The following is a 21924-nucleotide window of genomic DNA, read 5'->3' on the forward strand; positions in this document are numbered from 1 at the left end:
CACGGTCCCTATATCGGGCGCGATGCGTCGGTGGGAGAGGGTTCGATACGACCCACCGGCCCGCAAACGGTCCGTGCCATGCGGACAGCAAGGAGTTTTCGATGGCTGACGAATTTCTGACTTTCACGCTCGACACCGGCAATGGCGAAGGCGGCGACGTCAAGATCAAGCTGCGCCCCGACCTCGCCCCCGGCCACGTCGAGCGCATCAAGGAACTGACCTCGGAAGGCTTCTACGACGGCATCAAGTTCCACCGCGTGATCCCCGGCTTCATGGCCCAGGGCGGCTGCCCGCAGGGCACCGGCACCGGCGGTTCGGACAAGCCCGACCTGCAGGCCGAGTTCAACGCAGAGCCGCACGTGCGCGGCGTGTGCTCGATGGCACGCACCAGCTACCCGCACTCGGCGAACAGCCAGTTCTTCATCTGCTTCGACGATGCCCGCTTCCTCGACAAGCAGTACACCGTGTGGGGCGAAGTCGTCGAAGGCATGGACCACGTCGACGCGCTGCCCAAGGGCGAGCCGCCGCGCGAGCCGGGCAAGATCGTCAAGGCGACCCTGTCGGAAGGCTGATCGCCTTTTCGCGGACCAGTCCCGAAACGAAGAAAAGGGGCGCTTCCCATGCCGGGAAGCGCCCCTTTTTCTTGCCCGCTTTTTCTGGTTTTCCGGCCCGACGTCAGCCGCGCTGGTCCGGTCCGGACGTCAGAGCCCGGCTTGCTGCAGCCACTCGTGGAACATGCGCACGGGGCGCGATTCGAGCGCCTTGGGGCGGCACACGAACCAGTAGCGGTAGGGGCTCTCGACGTCGATGTCGTAGAGCCGCGCCAGACGGTTGTCGTGGCTGCGGCGGAAGTGGTCGTCGTGCATGATCGCGATGCCCAGACCCTGCGCCGCGGCCTCGAGCACCAGCTGGCCCGAATCGAACTTGTCGACCGAGGCCGGTTCGAGATCGGACATGCCGATGGCGTTCTTCCACGCATCGAGGCTGTCGGGCAGGTCCTGGTGAATCAGGAAGGTCTGCTTGGAGAGCGTCTCGCGATCGGGGCTCGTGCCGATCTCCGCGGCAAGGTCCTTGGAGGTGATGGCGTAGACCTTGTTGTGGTCAAGCTGGACCCGGTAGAACATCGGGTCGGGTTCCTTGGCGAGGATCACCGCGGCGTCGAGCGTGTCGCCCACGCGCGCCTCGAGGTGGGCGCCGGTGTCGATGTCGATGTGCAGGCGGGGGTGCAGCTTGCGCAGCTCGGGCAGGCGCGGGAACAGGCGCTGGCCGCCGAACAGCGTGGGCACGCCCAGGTGCAGGCGCAGGACCTGCCCACGATCGATCTGCGATTCGACCGCCTCGGCCAGTTCCTCGAGCTTGGGGCCGACGACGTTGTAGAAGGCCTGGCCCTCGTCGGTCAGCTTCATTGCCTGGTGCTGGCGGGTGAACAGACGCTTGCCGGTGAAGTCCTCGAGCGCGGCGACGCGGCGCGAGAGCGCCGAGGGGCTGAGCGCCAGTTCGTTGGCCGCCGCCTTGGCGGAACCGAGACGGACCACGCGCACGAAGGCTTCGAGGGCGCGCAGGGGAGGAAGACGACGTACGGGCAAGATCCGGTCTTTTCATTCGAGTTCGCCCGTCGCGGAAGTACGGCGGGCGTGGGTGCGCCGGAGCGCGGGTTGCTTCAGACTTCCTCTCTTTCGAGGCTCTCTAGCGGCGGATGAAGGCGAAGTCTCGTCACATGACGCTCGTTGCCCTCGGTAATCTCGATCCGCCAGCCGCTTTCGTGCTCGAGAATGGCGCCGACCTGCGGAACCTGCTCGGCCAGAACGAAGGCGAGGCCGCCGAGTGTATCGACCGCTTCCTCGATTTCGGCAAGCCGTGGATCGATTCGCTCGGCGACATCGTCGAGCTCGGCGCGCGAGTCGGCGTCCCATACCCCGTTCTCGAGCGGCACCAGCCATTCCTCGGGGGCATCGTCGTGCTCGTCCTCGATCTCGCCGACGATTTCCTCGACGAGGTCCTCGATGGTGATGATCCCGTCGGTGCCGGTATATTCGTCGATCACCACCGCGAGGTGGACGCGCTGGGCGCGCATGTCGGCGAGAACGTCGAGCGCGCCGCGCGACTGGGGCACGAACAGCGGGCGGCGCAGGAGGCTGGTCCAGTCGGCAGGCGGGGTTTCGCCGCGCGCGAGGATGGGAAACACATCCTTGATGTGGATCATGCCCTTCACCTCGTCGAGCGAGTCGCCGTAGACCGGCAGGCGCGAATGGCCGTGCTCGGCGAAGGCCTCGACCACCTCGGCCCAGCTTGCAGAGGCGGGGATCGCGATGATCTCGCCGCGCGGGATGGCGACGTCGTCGGCATCGTGCTCGCTGAAATGAAGCAGGTTGCGCAGCATCTGGCGCTCGAGCTGCGACAGGTCGCCGCTGCTTTCGCCGCCTTCGCCGCCGTCGCCCTCGTGTTCGTTGATGACGCCCTCGATCTGCGCGCGCAGAGATTGGTCGGCGTCAGCCTGAAACAGCCTGCGGAAAACACGCCAGAGCGTGCCGGTACTGTCTCCGTCTCCCGAGCTCGCCTCGGTGTGGCGGCCATTGTCGGCCATCGCTTGTCTTTACCCCTGTGGTGTCAATTGCGGTCCCCATATGGGTCGGCAATACCGAGAATCGCAAGTGCCTTTGTTTCCAATGCTTCCATCGCCACTGCATCGGCCTCGGAAATCTCGTGGTCGAGCCCTGCGAGGTGGAGCAGCCCATGGATCATAAGGTGGCTGGCATGGTCTTGAATCGAAACGTTCTTTTCCGCCGCCTCGCGGATGCAGGTCTCTGCCGCGAGGGCGATGTCGCCAAGCATCTCTGGCGGCCCCTCGGCTTCGAGATCGAGCAGATCCTCGCGCTCCAGCATCGGGAAGGACAGCACGTTGGTCGGCTTGTCCTTGGCGCGCCACTCGCGGTTGAGCACGTGCACCTCCGCGTCGCTGGTGAACAGCACGCTGGTGATCAGCCGCTCGTTCGCCAGCTCGGGCGCGACTTGCGCCAGCGCCTCGAGCGCGCGCTCGGCAAGCTCGACCCAGTCGGTATCGCCGGGCCAGGGGGCTTCGATGTCGATTTCGAGCTGCATGGCCGTGCCCATAGGCGCAGATCTACGCCGGGTCGAGAGCCATGCGCGCGCAGTGCGAAGCGGGGCCGCAGCCCCGCCTCCTGATCCCTACTCGTCGTACTGCGAGAGCGGGCCTTCGTAGGCCTCGACGATGCGGCCCACGATCGGGTGGCGCACGACGTCGGCGGCGGTGAAGCGGGTGACGGCGATGCCCTCGACGCCCTCGAGCTTGGTCACCGCGTCGGACAGGCCCGAATTGCGGTCGCCGCCGGGCAGGTCGACCTGGCGCGGGTCGCCGCAGACCACCATCCGGCTGTTCTGGCCGAAGCGGGTGAGGAACATCTTCATCTGCTCGCGCGTGGTGTTCTGCGCCTCGTCGAGGATGACGAAGGCATCGGCCAGCGTACGGCCGCGCATGAAGGCGATCGGGGCGATCTCGATCTCGCCGCTGGCGATGCGGCGTTCGACCTGCTCGGGCGGCATGCAGTCGTAGAGCGCATCGTAGAGCGGGCGCAGATAGGGGTCGACCTTGTCCTTCATGTCCCCGGGCAGGAAGCCGAGCTTTTCACCGGCCTCGACCGCCGGGCGCGAGAGGATCAGGCGCTGGACCGAGCCGGTCATGAGCTGCGAAACCGCCTGTGCCACCGCGAGGTAGGTCTTGCCGGTACCCGCCGGACCGAGCGCGAAGATCACGTCGTGCTTGGCGAGCGCGCGCATGTAGTCGACCTGTACCGCCGAGCGCGGGACGATGGTCTTCTTGCGGGTGCGGATCATGATCGGCGGACTCTTGGCGTCCTCGCCGGTGATGATCCCGTCGAATGTGGGTTCTGCTGACATCGAGATGAGTGATTCTATGGCGCCGGAATCCAAGTCCTGTCCCTGTTCGAGCCGTTTGTACATGCCGGTCAGCGTCTCGCGCGAGCGGGCGACAGCATCTTCGGGGCCTTCGATCTGGATGCGGTTGCCGCGTGCGGCGATATAGACGCCGAGGCGGTTTTCCACCTGTACCAGGTTCGCATCGAATTGCCCGAACAGGGCCCCCAGCAGCGAAGGTTCGTCGAATTCTATTTCGACACGGGCCCGACGATGGGTTTCGGACCTCAACTGAGCCGGGTCAAACTCGGCACGGGCTGCTTTTCGGGCCATGTGCTCCTTTCTGGCGAAACGATATTTCGCTCTGTCTTGAAGATGGCGCGCCCGGTCGCTGCTTGCAAGTCGTAGCTTGCTGCAAGTGCGCCCGGGATCGGTGGAAAACCCTGCATTCGGGCGCAGGCAAAGCCGAATGTCGCAAGTGTGCGACGGATATTGCGCGAAGCTGTACGAAAAATTCCCAGGCTGTTCAGCTGAAGGGGTCTCTAACTGAACAGGAAGCCCGCAAGGGTGCGACAAGAAGGAGACAATCCATGGGCAAGACCAATATCGGCCGCAAGTTGATCATGGGCCTCGTTGCCGCGAGCATGATGGTGCCCGCATTGGCAGTGCCCGGCACTGCCTCGGCGCAGAGCGCCCGCGAGGCGCATCGCAGTGATCAGCGGGTGCGCGAGGAACAGCGCGACCTGCGCCAGGCGCGTCGCTATGGCGACCGGCAGGACGTGCGCCGCGCGCAGCGCGACGTGAACATTGCCAAGCGTGAGGCGCGCGAGGACTGGCGCGACTATCGCCGCGCGCACCGCAATACTTATCACCGTCCCGCCTATCAGGGGCCGCGCGGCTATCGCTATCGCCCGGTCGCGGTCGGCCACCGTTTCGAGCGCTCCTACTATGGCGATCGTTACTGGGTGCGTGACTACCGCCGCTATCGCCTGCCCGCACCGCGTGCCGGCCAGCGCTGGGTGCGCTACAACAACGACGTCGTGCTGATCTCGATGCGTAGCGGGCGCGTGCTGCGGGTCTACAACGGCTTCTTCTGGTAAGCCGATAGTGCTTCATGCAGGCGGACCGGCTTCGGCCGGTCCGCGATCCCCGGGGTCCCGCCGCAAGGTCGGGGCCCTTTGCATTGCAGGCAGCGAGAGGGCGGGCTAGCCTGCGCTTCATGAACATGGCTTTCCTGTCCCGCATCGCCCCGTCTCGCATCGCGTTTGCCACGCCGCTCCTGCTCGCCGCCGCTCTGGCCGGATGCAAGGGCGAGGAACCTGCTCCCGCCGCCAGCACCGGCGCGGCGAGCGAGGCCGTGGTCGCCGATCCGGTCAAGACCTGGATCGCGGACCATTTCGCCAAGGATCTGGGCGGGGACACCAGTTCGCTGCTCTACGCCCGCGCACAGTACGATCTCGACGGCGACGGCACCAAGGAGACCCTTGCCTATGTCGGCGGGCCGATGCTGTGCGGCAGCGGTGGCTGCGACCTGCTCGTGCTCAAGGACGTGGAGGGCGAGATCACCAAGGTCGGCGAGCTTTCGGTGGTGCAGTTGCCGGTCGGCGTGCTCGAGAGCAGCACCAACGGCTGGCGCGACCTCGCGGTCTCGGTCTCGGGCGGTGGTCGTCCGGGCGGTATCATGCGCGTGCCCTTTGACGGAGCGGCCTATGCCTCGAACCCGACCGTCAGCCCGGCCGAGCCGGTCGAAGATATCGGCGAGGAACTGATCGCGCAGGCACCGCTCGAACCGCTCGATGCGGCGCCGACGCCCGAGTAGGGATCAGGCAGCCAGCCACTCGCGCAGGGCCTGGTTGACCGCTTCGGGCTGCTCCATCGGCGTCATGTGGCCTGCCCTCTGGATCTCGGCGTAGCGAGCACCGGGGATGATCTCGGCCAGTTCCTGCGAATAACGCGGCGGCGTGAGCCGGTCCTGGGCGCCGACCAGCACGAGCGCGGGCACGTCGAGCGAGGCAAGTTCACCGCGCGAATCGGCGCGGCCAACGATCGCATTCTGCTGGTCGATATAGGTTTCGAGCCCGACACCGAGCGCCATCGCGACGACTTCCTCGCCGACCTCGTTCGCCGTCTCGGGATGGACCAGACGGTTGAGACTGCCGCGCAGGACGGCCTCGTAGCCGCGTGACTGCGCCGTGGTCACCGCCGCACGCCGCACGCGCGCCATCTCGGGCGTGTCGATGTCGCCCGTGGTGTCGAGCAGCGCGAGGCGGGTGACGCGTTCCGGCGCGCGGCGCGATATCTCCATCGCGACGTAGCCGCCCATGGAAAAACCCGCGAGCGCGAAGCGTTCGGGCGCATCGGCGAGGATACGCTGCGCCATCGCCGCGATCGAGGCGTCGCTCAGCGTATCGCCGACCATTGTCCGCGCCACGCCGTCCAGCCCTTCGACCTGCGCCTGCCAGAGCCGCGCGTCGCACGAGAGCCCCGGGATCAGCACCAGCGGCTGGCGTTCGCCAGTATTCATCGCGAGCCTCTGCCGCGGATCAGGCGTCGAGCGCGGCGCGGTCGAGCACGCGGGCGCCAAGGCTGTTGGGTCCGGCACTGGTGATCTCGACCTCGACGAGGTCGCCGACCGCCACGTCGCCCTCGAAGTGGACCGACTGCAGCCAGGGCGACTTGCCCAGCCACTGCCCGGCATGGCGCCCCTTGCGCTCGACCAGCACCTGGCAGGTGCGGCCCAGCGTGGCGCTGTTGAAGGCATGCTGGTCGCGGTTGAGCGCCGCCTGGAGGCGCTGCAGGCGTTCGTCCATCACCGCCATCGGAACTTGTGCGTCCATCGTCGCGGCGGGCGTGCCCGGGCGCGGCGAATACTTGAAGCTGAAGCACTGCGCGTAGCGCACGTCGTCGACGAGCCTGAGCGTATCCTCGAATTCGGCATCGGTCTCGCCGGGGAAGCCGACGATGAAGTCGCCCGAAAGCGCGATGTCGGGGCGTACCGCGCGTACCTTCTCGAGGATCGCGAGGTAGCTCTCGACCGTGTGGGCGCGGTTCATCGCCTTGAGCACGCGGTCGTTGCCCGCCTGCACCGGCAGGTGAAGGAAGGGCATGAGCTTGGGCAGCTCGCCATGCGCCTCGATCAGCCCTTGCGTCATGTCGTTGGGGTGGCTGGTGGTGTAGCGGATGCGCGCGAGTTCGGGGATCGCGGCAAGCTCGCGGGCAAGTCCGTCGAGCCCGACGTGCTGGCCCTTGGCGTTCTCGCCGCTCCAGGCATTGACGTTCTGGCCCAGCAGCGTGATTTCGCGCGCGCCGGCCTCGACCAGCCGCTTCGCCTCGTCGACGAGGTCGGCGAAGGGGCGCGAGATTTCCGCACCGCGGGTATAGGGCACCACGCAATAAGTGCAGAACTTGTCGCAGCCTTCCTGCACGGTGAGGAAGGCGGTCGGGCCCGAACGGCGACGGCGCGGCAGCGCGTCGAACTTGGTCTCGGCGGGCATGTCGGTATCGGTCGAGCGACGCCCTTCGCCAGCGGCACGCACCATCTCGGGCAGGCGGTGATAAGCCTGCGGGCCGACCACCATCTTCACCGCCGGAGCGCGCGCCATGATCTCCTCGCCCTCGGCCTGCGCGACGCAGCCAGCGACCGCGATCAGCGGCGAAGTGCCGTCCTCGCGCTTCAGGCGGCCGATGTCGGAATAGACCTTTTCCGCCGCCTTCTCGCGGATGTGGCAGGTGTTGAGCACGACCAGGTCCGCATCCTCGCCCTCGGGCGCGGGCGTGATGCCCTCTTCGGCAAGCAGTTCGGCCATGCGCTCGCCATCGTAGACGTTCATCTGGCAGCCAAAGCTCTTGACCCTGTAGGTCTTCGGATTCGCGGATGTAGGCATAGCGCGCCGTTACACGCCTTTGCGCGGGTTTTGAAGGGGTGGCGCGCAGGCGTGAAGCGCGAGTGCGCCCGGGTCACGCCTGAACGGACTTCCAGGCGCCCATCGAGCCGAGATAGATATCGAGATGCCGGAACCCGCGCGCGGACAGCCAGCCGGCGGCAACGCTGGCGCGCATGCCGCTGGCGCACATCAACGTGTAATGTCGCGCGGGGTCGAGTTCGCGCCAGCGTTCTGCCAGTTCGCCCACATAAATATGTTGCGAGCCGTCGATGGCGCCAGCCTCGCGTTCATCGGCGTCGCGAACGTCGAGAAGGGTCCAGTTCGGGTCAGCCGCCGCGAGACGCTCCTCGACTTCCTCGGTGGCTATCATTGGGGTTCGGACCATGTTCAGGCCCTGCGCCGCTGCGGGGACCACCCCGGTATAGCCACCAAGCACTTTGTCGTAGCCGATGCGCGCGAGGTGTCGGGTCGCGGTTTCGAGCTGGTCGGTCTCGGAAGCTATCAGCGCGATCGACTGGCCTTCTTCGATGAACCATCCGGCGAAGGCGCTGATCATGCCGGTAGGCAGGCACATCGCGGCCTCGAGATGGCCCGAGGCATAGGCCATCGGCTCGCGCAGGTCGATCAGATGATCTGCGCCGCAGTCACGCAGTTCGGCCAGACTGAGTGCTTTTGGACGCAGTACCGGAGCGACCGGCGCGCCACCCTCGAGATTGAGCCGTTCCATGGTCCGGAAATAGGGCGGCTGGTAATGGTGCTCGGCAACTTTGGCGGCAATGAAGGCCTCGCGATCAGCCAAGCCAAGGCGCGGGTTGTTCGCGCGTTCGTGGCCGATTGTCGAGAACTCGCGCTCGGCCATGCCCGAGCCGCACACCGAGCCTGCGCCGTGCGCGGGCCAGATCATCGCCTGGTCGCCCAGCGCGAGCAACTTGTGCAGCGAATCGTAAAGTAGCCCTGCGACCTCTTCGCGCCTGTCCGGGTAGAAATCGGTGCGGCCGACGTCGCCAACGAAGAGGGCATCACCGGTGAAAACCCCGACAGCGCCCTTGCCATAGGCAGTGTCGTAAAGTGCGAAGGCGAGGTGGTCCAACGTGTGGCCGGGCGTCTCGATGACCTCGATTCGCAATTGCCCGATATCGAAGCTGTCGCCTTCGCAGGCGGTCTGGGCATAGCGCACGTCGCCCGCGGGGTTTGGTCCGTGATAGACGCTCGCGCCAGTCATGCGCGAGAGGATGCCAGCGCCCGAGATCAGATCCTCGTTGCGGTGGGTTTCGAAGATGTGCGTGATCTCGAGACCCTGTGCGTGCGCCATCTCGGCATAGATCGCGCAGTCGCGCCGCGGGTCGATGACCGCGGCCTGCCCGCCCGCGCCGACGATATAGGAAAGGTGGGCCAGTCCGGGTGTCTTGATTGCCTTGAACAGCATCGGTGTCCTCCTCATTTGCCTTTTTCAAAGCAGAAGAAGGCACGAGGTTTCCGCGTGTCAGAGCAGCACGAAGTCCTTCGGCTCGAGCGCGGGTGGCAGGTCGCGGTGTCCGGCGGCGTGAAGCAGGTCGCGTTCGATCGTGCGCACCATGGCGTCGAGGGGAAGGTCGTTCTCGTCCTGGCCGAAGGGGTCGCCCAGCTCGTCGCCGAGTGCGTCGAGGCCGAAGAAGGCGTAGGCGACGAGCAGTGCGGGGAGCGGGGACCACCAGCCCAGCTGCGCGACCAGTGCGAAGGGCAGCAACAGGCAGAAGGCATATGCGGTGCGGTGCAGCAGCAGCGAGTAGGAGAAGGGCACCGGCGTCGCCTTGATCCGCTCGCAGCCGCCCTGCACGCTGGCGATCTCGGACAGCTGGGTCTCGAGCACGCTGTAATGCATCGCATCGATTGCGCCGGCATCGGCAAGCGAGCGCGTACCCATTCCGACTGCGCGCAGGATCGCGTCGGTGGGGTTGGGCGCGCTGGTCCACTCAGCGTCGCGCGGGCAGTGCTGCGCAATCGCGGAAATCTCGTCCTTTTCGCGAAGACGCGCTGCAAGTCCTGCAGTGAAGCCGGCAAGGGCCTCGAGCAGCGGTGCCGCTTGTTCGCGATCGAGCGTCGCACTCTGGCGTGCGAAACTGCGCGAGGCGACGATCAGGCGGCCCCAGAGCTGGCGGCCTTCCCACCAGCGGTTGTAGCACACGGTGTTGCGAAAGCTCATGAAGATCGAGAGCGAGAGCCCGATCAGGGTGAAGGGCATCGCGCCGAGCGGCGAAAGCCAGCCGGGCGCGGTTTCGCCGATCAGTACCGCGATCAGCGAAGCGAGGAACACGACCAGCAGCGGGCGCAGTATTTGCGGCAGGATCGAGCCGCGCGTTGCGACGAGCACGTCGCGGATCGAGGGGGACTTGCGGACAATCATGGAGAACAAGCTCGGGGCAGCGCGCGATCAGGGTGGAGTCGCGCCGGGGGGATTGGGCCTCGCGCTTATGGACAGGTTCGCAGTCACGCAATGCGCATCTCGCTGCAGCGGGGCAGGCATTGGTCGGGCCGAGTCGCCTCAAGTCGCTCGTCGTCACGCAGAAACGCTTCATCAGCGGCGTCCATGATGTGCCTTCTCAACCGTTTCGCTTCGCCTCTCCAGCGGCACGCCGCGGCATGGCCCGGCTTGCATCGTGGGCCTGGCTGCCGAGTTTGGTCTCCGAAAGTGTCGCAACAAAAGGAGATCGACATGAACGTGACGAAACTCGCCCTCGCGGCCACCGCAACATTCGGCACGCTTGCCGGCGCCGGTGTCGCCCAGGCGCAGAGTGCCCCGCCGGCAGCCGCCGCCAGCGCAGACTTCTCCGATCAGGAAGTGCAGCAATTTGCCACCGCCGCGGTAAGCATCCAGAACATCCAGAAGGACACCAGTGCAACGACCGAGGAAAAGCAGTCCGCAATGGCCTCGGCGGTCCAGAGCTCTGGCCTGACCCCGCAGAAGTTCAACGAGATCGCGGCTGCTTCCCGCACCGATTCGGCGCTGATGCAGCGCATCCAGACGGCAGCGGCGGCAGGTAATCCCTGATCGGCTGTCGCGGCTGAACGCTCGCGGGCTATCGTGTCCCCTCGCTTCGCGCCTGCCCCTGTGCGCGAAGCCTGAAAGCCCGTGAACGGCACTGCCTCTGCCCGGAAGGAGCACAGCTAGCCCGATACGAGAGGGCAGGCAGTCTCGCGGCTGGCCTGCCCTTTTCGCGTGTGGCTCCGGCTTGTGGACCAAGGGGCGCAGAGCGGGCGGCCCGATCTTGGCGCGGGGCCTGTTCCCCTTTGCGGCGACTTGGGCTATCCGCGCGCGTCATGAGCGATAACCAGACCCTTTACGCCGCCTTCGCAGGCCACCTCAACGCCGCGCTCGATGCCCTCGAGGCCGCCGGCACGCTCCCGGGCGGCCTCAAGCGAGCCGCGGTCACGGTCGAGCCGCCGCGCGATCCCAGCCATGGCGATCTTGCCACCAATGCGGCGATGGTGCTGGCCAAGCCCGCGGGGATGAAGCCGCGCGACCTCGCCGAGGCGCTGGTCGCCGAGCTTTCGAAGCTCGACGCGGTCAGCTCTGCCGAGATCGCGGGGCCTGGCTTCATCAACCTGCGTCTTGCCCCCGCCGCATGGCTGACCGAGCTGAACGCGATCGCCTCGCTTGGCGCGGACTATGGCCGTTCGGCTATGGGCGGCGGCACCACGGTCAACGTCGAGTACGTTTCGGCCAACCCGACCGGCCCCATGCACATGGGCCACTGCCGCGGCGCGGTGGTCGGCGACGCGCTGGCGACCCTGCTTGAATACGCGGGCCACAAGGTCATCAAGGAATACTACGTCAACGACGCGGGCGCGCAGGTGCAGGTCCTCGCGCGCTCGGCGCACATCCGCTACCGCGAGGCGCTTGGCCTTGGCGAGGCGGTGATCCCCGAGGGACTCTACCCGGGTGACTACCTCAAGCCCGTCGGCGCGAAGCTGGCCGAAGAGTTCGGTGACCAGTACGCCGAGGCACCCGAGGCCGAATGGCTCGCCCTGTTCCGCGTCAAGGCGGTCGCCGCTATGATGGACATGATCCGTGCCGACCTTGCCCAGCTGGGCATCCGCCACGACGTTTTCAGCTCGGAAGCCGAACTGCAGGCCTCGGGCAAGCCTGACGAGGCGGAGAAGTGGCTGCGCGATCGCGGTCTCGTCTACGACGGCGTGCTGGAAGCGCCAAAGGGCAAGACGCCCGAGGACTGGGAGCCGGTCGAGCTGCCGCTGTTCAAGTCGACCCAGTTCGACGACGATCAGGACCGCCCGATCAAGAAGTCGGACGGCACCTGGACCTACTTCGGCGCCGACCTCGCCTACCACTTCCAGAAGGCCCAGAGCGCCGACGCGCTCGTCGACATATGGGGCGCGGACCACGCAGGGACGGTCAAGCGCATCAAGGCCGCGGTCAAGGCGATGACCGGCGCTGAAGGCGAGGCCACGCCCTTCGAGATCAAGCTCGTCCAGATGGTCCAGCTGCTGCGCGACGGCGAGCCGGTGAAGATGTCCAAGCGTTCGGGCAACTTCATCACCATCGCCGACATGGTCGAGGAAGTTGGCAAGGACGTGGTGCGCTTCACCATGCTCACCCGCAAGCCTGACGCGCAGATGGACTTCGACTTCGCCAAGGTGGTGGAGACGAGCAAGGACAACCCGGTGTTCTACGTCCAGTACGCCCACGCACGCATCTGCTCGATGCTGCGCAAGGCGCGGGCCGAGATGCAGGTCGAGCCCTCGGCGCAGCATATCTCGCTGCTCGGCGAGGACGATCTCGCGCTGGCCAAGCTTGCCGCGCAGTTCCCGCGCATCGTCGAGTCGGCGGCTGCCGCGCGTGAACCGCACCGCGTGGCCTTCTTCCTCAACGATCTCGCCGCAGCTTTCCACGGCTACTACAACCTCGGCAACGACTCCGTGGAAAAGCGGATTGTTAACGCGTCTGATGTTAACCTTACATCGGCCAGGCTGTTCCTGGTCGCGCAAGTGGCGCAACTGGTACGCAACGGTCTGGCCCTTCTGGGCGTCGAGGCCGTGGAGGAAATGTAGCTTATGGTTTTCAGGGGCGCGGATGCGGATGTGGGCCGGATGGCCCCGGCGGGCGGCACCTTCGGTCGTGCGGGAACTTCGTCGTCGGGAACGTCATCTTCGGGAAACTGGCCCGGGCGTGAACCGGCGGCCGGGCAGGCCCTGGCATCCTCGCGCTCCGATTCGCAGCGCTTCGGCAATGACGAGGCTGCGGCTTACGGCAAGGGCGGCGAGTTCGATCTCGGCGACGAGGACATCCGCCTGCCCTGGCTCGAAGGCGACGACGAAGACTACGAGGAGCAGGGCGGCTTCAACGCGCAGACCGCGATCCTGATTGCCTCCGCATTGCTGGCCATCGCCCTTATGGCCGGTGGCATCGTCTGGGCGCTGCAGGACCGCGGCGGCAGCGAGCTTGTCGCCGATGGCGGCGTGATCGAGGCGCCAGCGGAGCCCTACAAGACCCGTCCGCAGGATCCGGGCGGCGAGGTGGTCGACGGTACCGGCGACACCAGCTTCGCAGTCGCCGAAGGCCAGTCGCGCACACCGAGCATCGCGCCGGGCGAAGATGGCCCGCGCCCCGGCTTCGAGAGCATCGCTGAACCGTCGCCCAGCACCTCGGCCGAGGCCCCCGCGCCCGCGCCGAGCGAACCGGCGGTATCCGGCGTGGGGGTGCAGGTCGGCGCCTATACCTCGAAGGCCGACGCCGAAGCCGGCTGGAATGCGCTCAAGGTCCAGTACGCAGACCTCGCCGGGATCGACCACCGCGTGCTGCAGGGACAGGCCGACATCGGCACCGTTTTCCGCCTTCAGGCCGTGCCCGGCGATCTCGCTGCGGCCAAGAGGCTGTGTTCGGGCATGAAGGCCGCCGGCCTTTCCTGCCAGGTCAAGAAATGAGCGGTGCGGCGCGAAGCCTGTCTTCGCGCCAGCTGCCTGCCGCTCGCGGTGCGCAAGGCTCGTCCACAGCCTGATCCACGCCCGGATCGCGCTGTTGCCTTGCGATCCGCTGGCGATTGGGCGATGCATTCGCGATGATACCCGCGATTTTCGGCCTTTCCGGGCTTACTCTTGGCGCCGAGGAGCGCGCCTTTTTCCGTGATGCTGACCCGGCAGGCTACATCCTGTTCGGGCGCAACGTGGAGAGCCGTGCGCAGCTGCGCGCGCTGACCGACGAGTTGCGCGCGATCCACGGGCGCGAGCACCTGCTCATCAGCATCGACCAGGAAGGTGGCCGGGTGGCGCGCATGAAGCCGCCGGTCTGGCCCGCCTATCCGCCGGGCGAAGTCTTCGACAAGCTCTACGATGTGGCGCCCGCTTCTGCGATCGAGGCCGCGCGCGCCAATGCCGAGGCGCTGGGGCTTGACCTTGCCGAAGCGGGTATCACCGTCGATTGCCACCCCTCGCTCGACGTGCGCCAGCGCGGCGCGCACGACGTCATCGGCGATCGCGCCTTCGGGTTCGAGCCGATGCGCGTGGCGGCCCTCGGGCGCGCTGCGCTCGATGGACTTGCGCGTGCCGGGGTGGTCGGGTGCATCAAGCACATCCCGGGGCACGGGCGTGCCATGGCCGACAGCCACAAGGAACTGCCCACCGTCACCGCCAGCGCCGAGGAACTGGAGAGCGACCTCGCTCCGTTTCGCGCGCTTGCCGCAGCGCCGATCGGGATGACCGCGCACGTGCGCTACACCACGTGGGACGCCGAGCTGCCGGGTACGCTTTCGCCTGTCGTCGTGAACGAGGTCATCCGGGGCAGGATCGGCTTTTCCGGGCTGCTGCTCAGCGACGATCTCGACATGGAGGCGCTTTCCGGTTCGGTGCCCGAACGGGCCGAGCGCGCGGTCGCGGCAGGATGCGACATCGCTCTCAACTGCTGGGCGAAGATGGACGACATGATCGGCATCGCGCAGCGCCTGCCCGTCATGTCCGCCGAGAGCGCGGCGCGCCTCGAGACCGCATTGGCCTCGCTGCCGGGCGATGCCGGGCAGGGCGATCACGCCGCGCTCGTCGCCCGCCGCGAGGCGCTGCTGGCGCAGGCCATGGCGTGATCCATGGCCGCGGGGGGCACGGACAGGACGGTGGAGCAGAGTGCGCAGCTCGATCTCGAGATGGTCGAGGTCATCACCGGCGCGCAGGATCGCAAGGAAGCGCTCTACCTCGAGATCGAGGGCTGGGAAGGGCCGCTCGACCTGCTGCTCGACCTCGCCCGACGCCAGAAGGTGGACCTGCGGCGCATCTCGATCCTCGAACTTGTCGATGCGTACCTCGACTATGTCGACGAGGCGGACGAGCTGCGTCTCGAACTTGCCGCCGACTATCTCGTGATGGCGGCCTGGCTCGCCTACCTCAAGTCGGCGATGCTGCTGCCCAAGGAAGAGCAGCCCGACCCCAGCCCCGAGGAACTGGCGCTGCGCCTCCAACTGCGCCTCCAGCGCCTTGGCGCGATGCGTGAGGCGGCGGCGCGGCTGATGGCGCGCGACCGGCTTGGGCGCGACGTCTTCGCACGCGGCGCTCCCGAGGGGCTGCGTGTCGAGAAGCGCGCCTTGTGGCAGTGCTCGTGGTACCAGCTCGTGCGCGGCTATGGCGATGTGAAGGTGCGCAACCAGCCGGTCGTGCACATGGTGCGCGAACGCATGGTGATGACGCTCGACAGCGCGATCCAGCGCGTCTCGTCGATGCTGGGTGTGGCGATCGACTGGATGGAGCTGCGCGAATTCCTGCCGCCTGCGCGCGATGCCTGGACCAATGCGCAGCTTCGCAAGTCGGCGCTCGCCTCCAGTTTCGTCGCCGCGCTCGAACTGGCGCGCACGGGCCGCGCCGAACTGGTGCAGGACGAGACGTTCGGCCCGCTCCGGCTCAAGGCGCTGCGTCCATGAGCGAAACCGGCACCGAGCACGAGCCCGAGAACGAGCCCGGCGAAACCCCCGGGGATCTCGTACGCGCGCTCGAAGCGACGCTTTTTGCCGCCGAGGAGCCGATGACGCCCGAGCAGCTCTCGCGCCATTTGGGCGGAACCAGCGTGCGCCGGGCGCTTAAGGTGCTTCAGACGCATTATGCGGGGCGCGGTGTAAATCTCGTCGAGCGCGGCGGGCGCTGGCATTTCCAGACCGCGCCCGATCTCGCGCATCTCTTGCGCCGCGAGAAGGAGGAAGTGCGCCGCCTCTCGCGCGCGGCGACCGAAGTGCTCGCGATCATCGCCTACCACGAACCCGTCAGCCGCGCCGAGATCGAGGCGATCCGCGGCGTGGCGACCGCCAAGGGGACGCTCGACGTGCTGATGGAGGCGGGCTGGGTGCGCACCGCAGGACGGCGCGAGGTGCCCGGGCGCCCCGTGATCTACGCGACGACGAGCGAGTTTCTTACCCATTTCGGGCTCGGAACGCTCAGGGACTTACCCGGAATCGACGAATTGCGCGCGGCGGGGCTGCTTGATCCGGTCGATGATGATATGATCGAAGCCGCGCTCTCGCCGGCAGACGGCGACGAGGCCCGTTCGCAAGGCGCTCCCGAGGACGATTTTCCCGGAGACGAAGCCTCCGGACAGGACCGCGCCGCCGATCATGACCGCCCTGCGACCGAACCGGGTCTAAACGATGACGGACTTCCAACTTAGTCCGAAACCGCCTAGACGAGCGGTGACGCGGCGCTGAATCGCCGCACTGCACTTTGGAGTAGAAAGATGGGTAGCTTCTCGATCTGGCACTGGCTCATTGTCCTGGTGATCGTGCTCGTGCTGTTCGGACGCGGCCGCGTGTCTGAAATCATGGGTGACTTCGGCAAGGGCATCAAGAGCTTCAAGGACGGCATGAACGACGAGGATAAGGCCGCGTCGGACAAGTCGGACGCCAAGCCCGCCGCGCAGATCGGTTCCTCGCAGGCCGACACCAGCGCGACCACCAGCGAAACCAAGAACACCCAGGCCTGATCCGGACCGCCGCGACCGGCCATGTTCGATATCGGTGCAACCGAACTCCTGATGGTCGTCGTCGTGGCGATCGTCGTCATCGGCCCCAAGGACATGCCGATGGCGATGCGCACGGCTGGCCGCTGGATTGGCAAGATGCGCAAGGTCACAGGCCATTTCCGATCGGGTATCGACGCCATGGTGCGCGAGGCCGAGCTCGAGGAGATGGAAAAGAAGTGGCGCGAGCAGAACGAGGCGATCATGAACGCCGCGCCCAAGCTGCCGACCGCGGCGGAACTGGCGGCGCCTTCGACCAAGACGCCTGAAGAGAAAGCCAACGCTGCACCCGCCGCGCTACCGGCGAGTGAAGCGGCGCCTGCCGAGGCAGCAGGTGACACGGCCGCAGCAGTCCCCCCCGAGGTCGGAGCCACGAAACCGGACGGCGAGGATGCTGCAGCGAAGGAGGACGCCATCGGTGCTCCCCGGCAGGCCGAGTTCGATCTGCCCGCAGCTTCCACCCAGACCACTTCCGCCTCGTCCTGATCGAGCACGCAATCCATGGCCTTCAAGATTTCGGATATCGACGATTCGCAGGCGCCGCTGCTCGAACACCTGGTCGAGCTGCGCGGTCGCCTGATGCGCGCGGTGGCGGCGTTTCTCGTCGCCTTCGCGGTATGCTTCTACTTCGCCGACGACATCTTCGGCTTTCTGGTCAAGCCGCTCACCGCCGCCTTTCCCGCGGGTGAGGGCAAGCTGATCTACACCAAGCTCTACGAGGCCTTCTTCGTCGAGGTGAAGATCGCGGTCTTCGCGGCCTTCTTCGTGAGCTTCCCGGTGATTGCGAACCAGATCTGGGCGTTCATCGCGCCCGGCCTCTACGCCAACGAGAAGAAGGCCTTCCTGCCCTTCCTGATCGCGACCCCGATCCTGTTCACGATGGGGGCGGCGCTTGCCTACTACGTGGTCATGCCGACCGCGTTCCACTTCTTCCTCGGCTTCCAGGGCAGTGCCGGCGGGCTCCAGCTCGAGGCGCTGCCGGGGACCGGCGACTATCTCTCGCTGGTCATGCAGTTTATCCTTGCCTTCGGCATCAGCTTCCTGCTGCCGGTACTGCTGATGTTGCTCAACCGCGCCGGGATCGTGACGCGCGAGCAGTCGGTCGCGGCGCGCCGCTATGTCATCGTCGGCATCTTCATCATCGCCGCCGTGGCGACACCGCCCGACGTGATATCGCAGCTCCTGCTCGCGCTTCCGCTGATCCTGCTGTTCGAGGGTACGCTGCTGCTCATGTGGTTCACTGAGAAGCGCGACGCGAAGCAGAAGATGGCGAGCGAGAGCGAGGCACAGAGCACGGTCGAGGCTCCCGCGGAATAAGCCTGCCCGGCTTCATTGCGAAGGCGGCATGCAAGCCTCGGCGATGGCCCGCACGTGCGCAAGATCGGTGCCGCAGCATCCGCCCAGCACGTTGATCCAGTCCATCCGCTCGCGCATGGCCGAGTAAGCCTGCGCCAGCTCCTGCGGGTCGCCCCGGTCGAGCTGCGTCATCGCATCGAGCTCCGCATGGCTGCAGCGCGAGGCATTGGCGCGCACCCCGCCGATCCTGCGAGTCCATGCCGCCCCCGGCTCGAATGCGCTTTCGTAATGCGTCGGGTGCGCGCAATTGACCATGAAGTAGGCGGGATAGGCGCCGGTCGCGCGGTCGAGCCCGCTTACAGCCTCGGCCAGCGTCTCGCCGCCCGGAAGCCGTCCGTCGGTCTCGACGGTGAAGCTGATCGCCACCGGCATCGCCAGCATCCGCGCCGCTTCGGTGAGGCCGATCGCCTCGGGCAGGTTGGTCATGGTGATGCCCGAGAGCATGTCGGCCCCGCCCGCCTGCAACGCGCGCGCCTGCCACAGGTGATAGTCACGCGCCTCGTTCGGGGTCATGATCCGGCCCGCCTCGTAGCCGTCCCCGCGCGGCCCGATGCAGCCGCTCACCACGATCTCGCACAGCCCCTCGCCGACTTGCGCCTGCAATGCGTGGAGCATCGCGACCGCGGCGCGGTTGAGCGCTGCCAGTTCCTCGAGATCGAGGCCCAGAGGCTGCGCCCAGTCGGACCCGGCGCGCCAGGTAGGCGTCTCGAGCACCAGCCCGCACCCGCGGGCCAGTGCGAGCGCGATATATTCGCGGTAGTAGTCCTCGAGCGCTCTGCGCCCTTCGGGACTGCGCATGAGGACGATCGCGGCGAAGCAGGGCAGGTCGATGCCCCGGTTGTAGATTAGGTCCGTCTCAAGGCCGCCATCGGCCAGAAAGACGCGATCAAGCTGCGGCAGATGTGCCATGCCCGTGATCTCCCGACTCGTTCGTGTCGTGGGAACACAGCATAACCCGAAAAACACCGCTCGCGCCTGCCTCCCGTCTGCACCCCGTCGCCTTGCGGGAACGGGCTGCCCGGGTGGCTCGCAGTCTGGCCCTAACGCCCGCTGTCCTCGCCCTCGCGGGCTTCCTCGCGCAGTTCCTTGCTCACTGCGCGGTCCTTGGCCGAGGACCAGGCCAGCTGTCCGCCGATCCAGGTCTCGAGCACCTTCACCCCGCGCATGTCCTGCGGCGAGGCGAGCATCGGGTCGCGGTCGACGAAGAGGAAGTCGGCGCGGTAGCCCTTGGCGATGCGTCCGAGGCGGTCCTCGGCGAACATCGCGTAGGCGGCGCCGGTGGTATAGGCCGCGAGCGCTGCCTCGCGGGTAACCGCCTCCTGCGGCTGCCAGCCACCCGAGGGCAGGCCGTCCGCGCCCTGCCGCGAGATCGCGACGGCCATGCCCTCGAAGGGATGCGCGGGTTCGACCGGGGTGTCCGAGCCGAAGGCAAGCGGGGCCCCGGTCGCGGCGATCGAGCGCCAGGCATAGGCGCCTGCAAGCCGGTCGGGCCCAAGCCGGGCTTCGGCCATGGTGCGGTCGCTGGCCTCGTGCTGGGGCTGCATCGAGGCGATGGTGCCGTGCTCGCCGAAGCGCGCGATGTCGACGGGATCGACGATCTGCGCGTGCTCGATGCGCCAGCGCCGGTCGCCCTTGTAGGTCGCCGAAAGTTCGTCGATGGCATCGAGCACGGCGGCATTGGCCTTGTCGCCGATGGCGTGGACCGCGACCTGGAAATTGTCGAGCGCGGCGCGGCTCATCAGGTTGCCGAGCTGGGTCTCGTTGAGCTGGGGCAGGCCGCTCACTTCGGGCGCGTCGGCATAAGGCGCCTTGAGCCATGCCCCGCGCGAGCCGAGCGCGCCGTCGAGGTAGAGTTTGACCCCGTTGAGCTTGAGCCGGTCGTCGTAGAGCCACACCGTTGGCCCCGGGCCGCCGATCAGGGCCATGTCGTCGATGCCGTGGGCGTAGGAGACGATGCGCATGCGCAGGCGTCCGCTGTCGCCCGCGCGGCGATAGGTCTGCCAGTCCTCGATGGTGGTTCCCATGTCGGCGATCGCGGTCACGCCTTGTGCGAGCAGCGCAAGCTGCGCCTCGGCAAGCGCGGCATCGCGGTCCTCGGGGCGCGGGCGCGGGACCTTGGCCTCGACGAGCGTGGTCGCGGCATCGACGAGAACGCCTGCGGGGTCCTTCGAGCCTGCCTTGCGCAGGATCTCGCCGCCGGCCGGGGCCTTGCTGGTGCTGGTGACGCCTGCAGCCTCGAGCGCGGCGGTATTGGCCCAGCCCGCGTGCCCATCGACGCGGGTCAGCCATGCGGGCTTGCCGCCGGTCACCGCGTCGAGTTCGGCGGCGGTCGGCATGCGCTCGAGGCCCCAGGAGACCTGGTTCCACCCGGTGCCCAGGATCCACGGAGCCTCCGGGTGCGCCGCGCTCCAGGCGCGAATGCGCGAAAGCGCCTCGTCGAGTGTGGTCGTGCCCGAGAGGTCGAGCGTGAGCTGGGCGAAGCCGGTCGCCATGACGTGCCCGTGGGCATCGATCATGCCCGGCACCAGCACGCGGCCCTTGCCGTCGACCTGATAGTCGACCTTCTTGGGACGCTTGTCGCCGCGCTCGAAGACCTGCGCGATGCGCCCCGCATCGTCGATCAGGAAGCCGTCGAAGCGCGTCACGCCGCCCTTGCCGTCGGGGGTGAGCCCCTCGACGTTGTCGACCAGTACGTCGGCCACGGCGGTGCCGGGCAGGGCCGCGAGGATCGCGGTGCCGCAAGTCAGCGCGGCCAGGGCCGCCTTGGAGAAATGCATCAGGTCTTTTTCCGGGGAAGGCGCTTGATGATCGCGCTGGTGTCGAGACGGCCACCGCCCATGGCCTGGATCTCGGCGAAGAACTGGTCAACGAGCCCGGCGACGGGCAGCGAGACCCCGAGGCCGCGGCCTTCGTCGAGGCTGAGGCCGAGGTCCTTGCGCATCCAGTCGATGGCAAAGCCGAAGTCGAACTCGTCGGCATCCATCGAGGACCAGCGGTTGTCCATCTGCCAGGACTGCGCCGCGCCGCCCGAGATCGCCTCGTAGACCTTGTCCATGTCGAGGTGCGAGGCCTGTGCGAAGCGGACCGCCTCTGCCAATGCCGCGACGTTGCCCGCGATGCAGATCTGGCAGGCCATCTTCGCGGTCTGTCCGGCACCGGCCTTGCCGACGTGGACGATGCGGCTCGAATAGGCCTCCATCACCGGGCGCGCCGATTCGATCGCCTCGTCGCGTCCGCCGCACATCAAGGTGAGGGTGCCGCGCTTGGCGCCGATCTGCGAGCCGGTCATCGGCGCATCGACGCACTGGATGCGAAGGTCGCGCGCCTCGACCGAAATCTGGCGCGCGATGCGTGCCGAGACGGTGGTGTGGTCGATGAAGGTAGAGCCCTTGCGCATGGTGCGAAAGGCGCCGTTGGGGCCCAGCACCACATCGGCGAGGTCGTCGTCGTTGCCCACGCAAGTGATCACCACGTCGGCATCGAGAGCGGCATGAGCAGGGTTGGCGGCGACGCGTGCGGCGAGGCCCGGATTGGCTTCCTTCCAGCGCTGCAGCCGGTCGGGCGAGCGGTTGTAGACGGTGAGTTCGTGGCCGGCCTCGGCAATGTGGCGGGCGATCTCGCCGCCCATCACGCCAAGGCCGATGAAGGAGACCTTGCGCGGTTCGACCGGCGCGCGCTCGACCGCGGGGTTTTCCTCGTCTGGCTGCTGGCTGGGCTGATCGTTCATGGCAGTGTCTTTAGCGCCTTTTGGCCAAAAGCAAACCGCTTGCGGCGCGCGAGCGGCAATGAGGCAGGCTACGCTGCCGCGAGGCG

At 67.2% G+C, this 21924-nt stretch carries 23 protein-coding genes; 12 read left to right on the forward strand and 11 right to left on the reverse strand.

Annotated elements, in window-relative coordinates; translation table 11 throughout:
- Positions 1-101 precede the first annotated feature (101 nt).
- A complete protein-coding gene (locus tag I5E68_RS02300; protein ID WP_197160372.1) occupies positions 102-572 on the forward strand; it encodes a peptidylprolyl isomerase in 471 nt (156 codons plus the stop codon).
- 129 nt (positions 573-701) lie between these two features.
- Here the strand turns inward: I5E68_RS02300 and I5E68_RS02305 are convergent, their stop codons facing one another.
- The 4 genes from I5E68_RS02305 to I5E68_RS02320 all read right to left on the reverse strand — a co-directional run bounded on the left by I5E68_RS02305 (position 702) and on the right by I5E68_RS02320 (position 4224).
- The gene (locus I5E68_RS02305; RefSeq protein WP_197160374.1) at positions 702-1586 is read right to left on the reverse strand and encodes a LysR substrate-binding domain-containing protein; all 885 of its coding nucleotides are present in this window, start codon (positions 1584-1586) and stop codon (positions 702-704) included.
- 74 nt (positions 1587-1660) lie between these two features.
- Entirely contained in the window at positions 1661-2584 is a 924-nt protein-coding gene (locus tag I5E68_RS02310; protein WP_197160376.1) for a hemolysin family protein, read from the reverse strand.
- 23 nt (positions 2585-2607) lie between these two features.
- Positions 2608-3099, reverse strand: coding sequence for an rRNA maturation RNase YbeY (gene ybeY / locus I5E68_RS02315; RefSeq protein ID WP_197160378.1), 492 nt, complete (start codon positions 3097-3099; stop codon positions 2608-2610).
- An 87-nt stretch (positions 3100-3186) separates the two neighbouring features.
- Positions 3187-4224 carry a PhoH family protein gene (locus I5E68_RS02320; protein WP_197160379.1) on the reverse strand — a complete coding sequence of 346 codons (1038 nt, stop codon included), beginning with the start codon at positions 4222-4224 and terminating at the stop codon, positions 3187-3189.
- A 257-nt stretch (positions 4225-4481) separates the two neighbouring features.
- Here I5E68_RS02320 and I5E68_RS02325 point away from each other — a divergent pair, with 257 nt between their 5' ends.
- Both I5E68_RS02325 and I5E68_RS02330 read left to right on the forward strand, forming a co-directional pair.
- Entirely contained in the window at positions 4482-4991 is a 510-nt protein-coding gene (locus I5E68_RS02325; protein ID WP_197160381.1) for an RcnB family protein, read from the forward strand.
- A 119-nt stretch (positions 4992-5110) separates the two neighbouring features.
- Positions 5111-5710, forward strand: a complete 600-nt coding sequence (locus I5E68_RS02330; RefSeq protein WP_228726772.1) for a COG3650 family protein — start codon at positions 5111-5113, stop codon at positions 5708-5710.
- A 3-nt stretch (positions 5711-5713) separates the two neighbouring features.
- Here the strand turns inward: I5E68_RS02330 and I5E68_RS02335 are convergent, their stop codons facing one another.
- The 4 genes from I5E68_RS02335 to I5E68_RS02350 form a co-directional block, all read right to left on the reverse strand.
- Positions 5714-6415 (reverse strand): alpha/beta fold hydrolase, encoded by a 702-nt coding sequence (locus I5E68_RS02335; RefSeq protein ID WP_197160382.1) that lies wholly within the window; start codon positions 6413-6415, stop codon positions 5714-5716.
- Between the two features lie 19 nt (positions 6416-6434).
- Positions 6435-7775, reverse strand: coding sequence for a tRNA (N6-isopentenyl adenosine(37)-C2)-methylthiotransferase MiaB (gene miaB, locus I5E68_RS02340; RefSeq protein ID WP_197160384.1), 1341 nt, complete (start codon positions 7773-7775; stop codon positions 6435-6437).
- Positions 7776-7848: 73 nt separating this feature from the next.
- Positions 7849-9201, reverse strand: a complete 1353-nt coding sequence (locus I5E68_RS02345; RefSeq protein ID WP_197160386.1) for an MBL fold metallo-hydrolase — start codon at positions 9199-9201, stop codon at positions 7849-7851.
- Positions 9202-9258: 57 nt separating this feature from the next.
- The gene (locus I5E68_RS02350; RefSeq protein ID WP_197160388.1) at positions 9259-10158 is read right to left on the reverse strand and encodes a bestrophin family protein; all 900 of its coding nucleotides are present in this window, start codon (positions 10156-10158) and stop codon (positions 9259-9261) included.
- A 309-nt stretch (positions 10159-10467) separates the two neighbouring features.
- On the opposite strand from I5E68_RS02350, the gene I5E68_RS02355 reads away from it, so the two are divergent.
- From I5E68_RS02355 to tatC, 9 genes are all read left to right on the forward strand, one after another.
- On the forward strand, positions 10468-10803 hold the full coding sequence (locus tag I5E68_RS02355) for a DUF4168 domain-containing protein (protein ID WP_197160390.1): 336 nt from the start codon (positions 10468-10470) through the stop codon (positions 10801-10803).
- A 269-nt stretch (positions 10804-11072) separates the two neighbouring features.
- Complete coding sequence (gene argS / locus I5E68_RS02360) at positions 11073-12821, forward strand: arginine--tRNA ligase (RefSeq protein WP_197160392.1); 1749 nt, start codon at positions 11073-11075, stop codon at positions 12819-12821.
- Between the two features lie 3 nt (positions 12822-12824).
- Complete coding sequence (locus I5E68_RS02365; protein ID WP_228726773.1) at positions 12825-13694, forward strand: SPOR domain-containing protein; 870 nt, start codon at positions 12825-12827, stop codon at positions 13692-13694.
- Between the two features lie 134 nt (positions 13695-13828).
- Positions 13829-14842: a beta-N-acetylhexosaminidase gene (gene nagZ / locus I5E68_RS02370; RefSeq protein WP_197160394.1), complete on the forward strand. Its 1014-nt coding sequence runs from the start codon at positions 13829-13831 to the stop codon at positions 14840-14842.
- A gap of 60 nt (positions 14843-14902) precedes the next feature.
- Positions 14903-15670, forward strand: a complete 768-nt coding sequence (locus I5E68_RS02375) for a segregation and condensation protein A (RefSeq protein ID WP_197164445.1) — start codon at positions 14903-14905, stop codon at positions 15668-15670.
- Positions 15667-16407 (forward strand): SMC-Scp complex subunit ScpB, encoded by a 741-nt coding sequence (scpB, locus tag I5E68_RS02380; protein WP_197160398.1) that lies wholly within the window; start codon positions 15667-15669, stop codon positions 16405-16407. Before I5E68_RS02375 ends, scpB begins: the two co-directional genes overlap by 4 nt.
- Before the next feature lie 66 nt (positions 16408-16473).
- Complete coding sequence (locus I5E68_RS02385) at positions 16474-16719, forward strand: twin-arginine translocase TatA/TatE family subunit (protein ID WP_197160399.1); 246 nt, start codon at positions 16474-16476, stop codon at positions 16717-16719.
- Between the two features lie 21 nt (positions 16720-16740).
- On the forward strand, positions 16741-17241 hold the full coding sequence (gene tatB, locus I5E68_RS02390) for a Sec-independent protein translocase protein TatB (protein ID WP_197160401.1): 501 nt from the start codon (positions 16741-16743) through the stop codon (positions 17239-17241).
- Positions 17242-17256: 15 nt separating this feature from the next.
- The gene (tatC, locus tag I5E68_RS02395; RefSeq protein ID WP_197160403.1) at positions 17257-18072 is read left to right on the forward strand and encodes a twin-arginine translocase subunit TatC; all 816 of its coding nucleotides are present in this window, start codon (positions 17257-17259) and stop codon (positions 18070-18072) included.
- A 12-nt stretch (positions 18073-18084) separates the two neighbouring features.
- Here tatC and I5E68_RS02400 read toward each other — a convergent pair whose 3' ends face one another.
- The 3 genes from I5E68_RS02400 to I5E68_RS02410 form a co-directional block, all read right to left on the reverse strand.
- Positions 18085-19020 (reverse strand): homocysteine S-methyltransferase family protein, encoded by a 936-nt coding sequence (locus tag I5E68_RS02400; protein WP_197160406.1) that lies wholly within the window; start codon positions 19018-19020, stop codon positions 18085-18087.
- A gap of 131 nt (positions 19021-19151) precedes the next feature.
- Positions 19152-20888 (reverse strand): amidohydrolase, encoded by a 1737-nt coding sequence (locus I5E68_RS02405; RefSeq protein WP_197160408.1) that lies wholly within the window; start codon positions 20886-20888, stop codon positions 19152-19154.
- Positions 20888-21838 carry an NAD(P)-dependent oxidoreductase gene (locus I5E68_RS02410; RefSeq protein ID WP_197160409.1) on the reverse strand — a complete coding sequence of 317 codons (951 nt, stop codon included), beginning with the start codon at positions 21836-21838 and terminating at the stop codon, positions 20888-20890. Before I5E68_RS02410 ends, I5E68_RS02405 begins: the two co-directional genes overlap by 1 nt.
- Positions 21839-21924: the final 86 nt, after the last annotated feature.

This window comes from Novosphingobium aureum, assembly GCF_015865035.1.
In the GTDB taxonomy this organism is placed as follows: domain Bacteria; phylum Pseudomonadota; class Alphaproteobacteria; order Sphingomonadales; family Sphingomonadaceae; genus Novosphingobium; species Novosphingobium aureum.

Bases quoted from the DNA above. Each gene is read 5' to 3' on its own strand.
- argS (WP_197160392.1), top strand. From the start codon at position 11,073: ATGAGCGATAACCAGACCCTTTACGCCGCCTTCGCAGGCCACCTCAAC.
- I5E68_RS02385 (WP_197160399.1), top strand. From the start codon at position 16,474: ATGGGTAGCTTCTCGATCTGGCACTGGCTCATTGTCCTGGTGATCGTG.
- I5E68_RS02365 (WP_228726773.1), top strand. From the start codon at position 12,825: ATGGTTTTCAGGGGCGCGGATGCGGATGTGGGCCGGATGGCCCCGGCG.
- miaB (WP_197160384.1), bottom strand. From the start codon at position 7,775: ATGCCTACATCCGCGAATCCGAAGACCTACAGGGTCAAGAGCTTTGGC.
- I5E68_RS02410 (WP_197160409.1), bottom strand. From the start codon at position 21,838: ATGAACGATCAGCCCAGCCAGCAGCCAGACGAGGAAAACCCCGCGGTC.
- I5E68_RS02350 (WP_197160388.1), bottom strand. From the start codon at position 10,158: ATGATTGTCCGCAAGTCCCCCTCGATCCGCGACGTGCTCGTCGCAACG.
- I5E68_RS02375 (WP_197164445.1), top strand. From the start codon at position 14,903: ATGGTCGAGGTCATCACCGGCGCGCAGGATCGCAAGGAAGCGCTCTAC.
- I5E68_RS02345 (WP_197160386.1), bottom strand. From the start codon at position 9,201: ATGCTGTTCAAGGCAATCAAGACACCCGGACTGGCCCACCTTTCCTAT.
- I5E68_RS02355 (WP_197160390.1), top strand. From the start codon at position 10,468: ATGAACGTGACGAAACTCGCCCTCGCGGCCACCGCAACATTCGGCACG.
- I5E68_RS02335 (WP_197160382.1), bottom strand. From the start codon at position 6,415: ATGAATACTGGCGAACGCCAGCCGCTGGTGCTGATCCCGGGGCTCTCG.
- I5E68_RS02400 (WP_197160406.1), bottom strand. From the start codon at position 19,020: ATGGCACATCTGCCGCAGCTTGATCGCGTCTTTCTGGCCGATGGCGGC.
- I5E68_RS02405 (WP_197160408.1), bottom strand. From the start codon at position 20,888: ATGCATTTCTCCAAGGCGGCCCTGGCCGCGCTGACTTGCGGCACCGCG.
- tatB (WP_197160401.1), top strand. From the start codon at position 16,741: ATGTTCGATATCGGTGCAACCGAACTCCTGATGGTCGTCGTCGTGGCG.
- I5E68_RS02300 (WP_197160372.1), top strand. From the start codon at position 102: ATGGCTGACGAATTTCTGACTTTCACGCTCGACACCGGCAATGGCGAA.
- nagZ (WP_197160394.1), top strand. From the start codon at position 13,829: ATGATACCCGCGATTTTCGGCCTTTCCGGGCTTACTCTTGGCGCCGAG.
- I5E68_RS02325 (WP_197160381.1), top strand. From the start codon at position 4,482: ATGGGCAAGACCAATATCGGCCGCAAGTTGATCATGGGCCTCGTTGCC.
- scpB (WP_197160398.1), top strand. From the start codon at position 15,667: ATGAGCGAAACCGGCACCGAGCACGAGCCCGAGAACGAGCCCGGCGAA.
- ybeY (WP_197160378.1), bottom strand. From the start codon at position 3,099: ATGCAGCTCGAAATCGACATCGAAGCCCCCTGGCCCGGCGATACCGAC.
- tatC (WP_197160403.1), top strand. From the start codon at position 17,257: ATGGCCTTCAAGATTTCGGATATCGACGATTCGCAGGCGCCGCTGCTC.
- I5E68_RS02320 (WP_197160379.1), bottom strand. From the start codon at position 4,224: ATGGCCCGAAAAGCAGCCCGTGCCGAGTTTGACCCGGCTCAGTTGAGG.
- I5E68_RS02310 (WP_197160376.1), bottom strand. From the start codon at position 2,584: ATGGCCGACAATGGCCGCCACACCGAGGCGAGCTCGGGAGACGGAGAC.
- I5E68_RS02330 (WP_228726772.1), top strand. From the start codon at position 5,111: ATGAACATGGCTTTCCTGTCCCGCATCGCCCCGTCTCGCATCGCGTTT.